Source organism: Amycolatopsis sp. SID8362 (genome assembly GCF_010550475.1).
In the GTDB taxonomy this organism is placed as follows: domain Bacteria; phylum Actinomycetota; class Actinomycetes; order Mycobacteriales; family Pseudonocardiaceae; genus Amycolatopsis; species Amycolatopsis eburnea.
The window spans coordinates 1-3,881 of record NZ_JAAGNB010001729.1 but is presented as its reverse complement, the minus strand read 5'-3'; the positions used below and the strand labels follow the sequence as shown (position 1 = coordinate 3,881).

5 protein-coding genes and 1 pseudogene are annotated in these 3,881 nt (G+C 71.8%); 4 read left to right on the top strand and 2 right to left on the bottom strand.

What is annotated here, in order from left to right:
• From G3I65_RS53015 to glgC, 3 genes and pseudogenes are all read left to right on the top strand, one after another.
• Positions 1–491 (top strand): annotated as a pseudogene (locus G3I65_RS53015) (hypothetical protein); the annotation flags it as partial.
• Between the two features lie 70 nt (positions 492–561).
• Positions 562–1,716 carry a glycogen synthase gene (gene glgA / locus G3I65_RS53010; RefSeq protein WP_160703827.1) on the top strand — a complete coding sequence of 385 codons (1,155 nt, stop codon included), beginning with the start codon at positions 562–564 and terminating at the stop codon, positions 1,714–1,716.
• A complete protein-coding gene (glgC, locus tag G3I65_RS53005) occupies positions 1,713–2,930 on the top strand; it encodes a glucose-1-phosphate adenylyltransferase (protein WP_163046915.1) in 1,218 nt (405 codons plus the stop codon). Before glgA ends, glgC begins: the two co-directional genes overlap by 4 nt.
• Positions 2,931–2,936: 6 nt before the next feature.
• Here the strand turns inward: glgC and G3I65_RS58525 are convergent, their stop codons facing one another.
• Positions 2,937–3,068, bottom strand: coding sequence for a hypothetical protein (locus G3I65_RS58525; protein ID WP_255482215.1), 132 nt, complete (start codon positions 3,066–3,068; stop codon positions 2,937–2,939).
• Between the two features lie 101 nt (positions 3,069–3,169).
• Positions 3,170–3,319 (bottom strand): hypothetical protein, encoded by a 150-nt coding sequence (locus G3I65_RS56795; RefSeq protein ID WP_239071996.1) that lies wholly within the window; start codon positions 3,317–3,319, stop codon positions 3,170–3,172.
• Positions 3,320–3,498: 179 nt separating this feature from the next.
• Here G3I65_RS56795 and G3I65_RS53000 point away from each other — a divergent pair.
• Positions 3,499–3,881, top strand: a 383-nt coding sequence (locus G3I65_RS53000; RefSeq protein ID WP_160703825.1) for an alcohol dehydrogenase catalytic domain-containing protein, incomplete at its 3' end; no start/stop codon positions are given.

The window sequence follows — 3,881 nt, the reverse complement described above, 5'->3', positions numbered from 1 at the left end:
AGCGCGCGGAACTGCGGACCGGCCCGCCGGTGCTCGCCCTCGGGCTGACCGGCGTGCTGGTGCTGAGCGCGGCCGCGGTCGACGGCGCGCAGGGCCTGCCGTGGCCGTCGCCGGTGGTGTTCGGGAACTGGGCGAGCGCCGAGGACTACGCGCGGGTCGGCACCGAGCTGGGCGCGCGGCTGAACGGGGCGAGCGTGGCCAGCCCCGGCGAGATCGGCACCCTGGCCTACTTCTGCGAGTGCGTCATCCTCGACGAGTTCTCCGACCGCGGCGAGGCGGTGAAGCTGGTCCAGAAGCGGATCGCGACGGCGAACCCGCTGATGAGCCTGGCGCTGCGGGTGAACTACCACTGGCTGGACACCTCGGTGGCCCCGCGCAAACCGGACTTCCGGATGCAGTACGCGTCCGGTCCGGCGACCGGACCGGGCGACTGGCAGGTCCGCTCCGCGGCGAAGGGTGTCGGCCACTTCGTCTTCACCCGTGAGCCGTGACGGAAAACTCTGGTATTTCCCCTGGACGTCAGACTGCGCGAAACCCCCGTGAGGCCATAGGGTTCCGGTCATGAAGGTCGGCCTGCTCACCCGGGAGTACCCGCCGGAGGTCTACGGCGGCGCCGGGGTCCACGTGGAGTTCCTCGCCCGGGAGTTGCGGCCGCTGGTCGATCTCGACGTGCACTGCTGGGGCGCGGACCGCCCCGACGCCACCGGGCACACGGATCCCCACGGCTACCGCCAGCCCGCGTTCACGACCATGGACATCGCCGTGTCCATGGCGAACGCCCTCGAAGGCCACGACCTCGCGCACAGCCACACCTGGTACGCGAACCTGGCCGGGCACCTGGCGAAGCTGACGCACGGCATCCCGCACGTCGTCACCGCGCACTCGCTGGAGCCGCTGCGGCCGTGGAAGGCCGAGCAGCTCGGCGGCGGCTACCGCGTGTCGTCGTGGATCGAGCGCGAGGCCTACGAGTCCGCCGACGCGATCGTCGCGGTCAGCGGCGGCATGCGCCGGGACGTCCTCGCCGCCTACCCCGCGGTGCCGCCCGAGCGCGTGCACGTGATCCACAACGGCATCGACACGTCGCTGTACCGGCCCGACCCGGGCAAGGAGGCGCTGGTCAAGCACGGCATCGCCCCGGACCGGCCGTACGTGCTGTTCGTCGGCCGGATCACCCGGCAGAAGGGCGTCCCGCACCTCGTCCGCGCCGGCGCGAAGCTCGACCCGGGCGTCCAGCTGGTGCTGTGCGCCGGCGGCGCGGACACCCCGGAGCTGGACGCGGAGTTCCGCGGCCTGGTCGCCGAGCTGGAGCGGGCGCGCACCGGCGTCCGCTGGATCCCCGAGATGCTGCCGCGCGACGAAGTCGTGCAGCTGCTCACCCACGCCGCGGTGTTCGCCTGCCCGTCGGTCTACGAGCCGCTCGGGATCGTGAACCTCGAGGCGATGGCGTGCGGCACGCCGGTGGTGGCCAGCGACGTCGGCGGCATCCCGGAGGTCGTCGACGACGGCCGGACCGGCCTGCTCGTGCACTACGACGAGGGTGACCCGGAGGGGTTCGAGGCGGGCCTGGCCGCCGCGCTGAACGAGGTGGTCGGCTCCCCGGACCGGGCCACCGCGATGGGTACCGCCGGCCGCGAGCGCGCGGTCGGCGAGTTCGGCTGGAGGGCGATCGCCGAGCGGACGGTCGCCCTCTACGAGGCGTGCGGGAGGTCGTCGTGAACAGTGGAGCCGACGTGCTGGGCATCGTGCTCGCGGGCGGCGAGGGCAAGCGGCTGATGCCGCTGACCGCCGACCGCGCCAAACCCGCCGTGCCCTTCGGGGGCGTGCACCGGCTGGTCGACTTCGTGCTGTCGAACCTGGTGCACGGCGGGTTCCGGCGGCTGTGCGTGCTGACGCAGTACAAGTCGCACTCGCTCGACCGGCACATCTCGACGACGTGGCGGCTCTCGTCGCTGACCGGCGAGTACGTCACGCCGGTGCCGGCGCAGCAGCGGCTCGGGCCGCGCTGGTACCAGGGCAGCGCCGACGCCATCCACCAGAGCCTCAACCTGGTCTACGACGAGGACCCCGACTACATCGCGGTGTTCGGCGCGGACAACATCTACCGGATGGACCCCCGGCAGATGCTGGACGCCCACATCGCTTCGGGCGCCGGGGTCACGGTGGCCGGGATCCGGGTCCCGCGGTCGGAGGCGAGCTCGTTCGGCGTCATCCGCACCACCGACGGGCTGATGATCGACGCGTTCATGGAGAAGCCGGACGACCCGCCGGGCCTGCCGGACTCCCCCGACGAGTCGTACGTGTCGATGGGCAACTACATCTTCACGACGAAGGTGATGCTGGAAGCGCTGCACGCGGACGCCGAGAACGCGGCTTCGCACCACGACATGGGCCGCGACATCATCCCGGCGCTGGTGAAGTCCGGCGAAGCGGCGGTCTACAACTTCAACGGCAACGTCGTGCCCGGCGAGACCGAGCGCGACCACGGCTACTGGCGCGACGTCGGGACCATCGACAGCTACTACGAGGCGCACACCGACCTGATCTCGACGCACCCGATCTTCAACCTCTACAACCGGAAGTGGCCGATCCTGGCCCACCCCGGTCAGCGCGCGGCGGCGAAGTTCGTCGAGGGCGGCTCGGCGAACCAGTCGATCGTCAGCAACGGCTGCATCATCTCCGGGGCGCAGGTCGTGGACTCGGTGCTCTCCCCCGACGTGCTCGTCGAGCAGGGCGCGGTGGTGCAGGGCTCGGTGCTGCTCGACGGCGCCCGGGTGGGACGCGGCGCGGTGGTGCGGCGGGCGATCCTGGACAAGAACGTCGTGGTCCCGCCGGGTGCGCACATCGGGGTGGACCTGGCCCGCGACCGCGGGCACTACCACGTCAGCGAGGGCGGGATCGTCGTGCTCGGCAAGGGGGAACGGGCGATCTGAGGGCGCTCAGGAGCGGGCGGCGGCCGAGATCCGCTCGACCACCTGGCGCGGGTCGATCCCCCAGCGTTCGGCGAGCTCGGAGATCGTGGCGCCGGCCGCGTACTCAGCGGCGATCATGCTGTTGACCACGCCTGCCACGGATCACTCCTCGACCGCCGGGTGCTGGGGCACCCGAGATGCTACATGTTCGCTGCGGACGTCGAGCAAAGTGCCACACGTCCGACCTGGGGCGCGTCCGCTCACCGTCCGGCTTTGTCCGGTTCCGGCGCCGGATTACCCGCATTCGCCTTCGCGCGCATCGCGCTGAAGACCGCGTCGAAGATCGGTGTCGGTTCGCGTTCGTCGCGCTTGGGCCGCTCGTCCCCCGGCGTGCGCTTTTCCTCTCCCACGCGCCCAGTTTCTGCGACGGCGGCCGGTTTCGCGCGGGCAACACCGAAAATCGCCCGGCCGGGGGATCACCCGCATGCTGCCCTTTTCCGTTTTTGCCGACGGCGAAAAACCGATTTCCCGAGGGCCGATTTCGCGGCGCGCGGGGAATAACCGCGGGTCGGGCGGGATTGCACCGGACATGAAAGCAGTCGTCTACCGCCGCCACGGCGGACCCGAGGTGCTGGCGCTGACCGAGCGGGCCGTGCCGGAGCCGGGTCCCGGTGAGGTCCGCGTCCGGATCGTGGTGTCCGCCGTCAACCCCACGGACTGGAAAGCCCGCGCCGGCCTGCGCGCCCAGCCGGGCGCCGACGTCCCCGAAACCGTGCCCAACCAGGACGGCGCCGGCGTGGTCGACGCCGTCGGCCCGGACGTCACCGGCTTCACGCCGGGCGACCGGGTGTGGGCCGTCATCGCCGGGGCGTACGGGCCCGGGTCGGGCACCGCGCAGGAGTACACGGTGCTGCCGGCGGCGAAACTGGTCCGGCTGCCCGACGGCGCCGGCTTCGACGAAGGCGCCGGGCT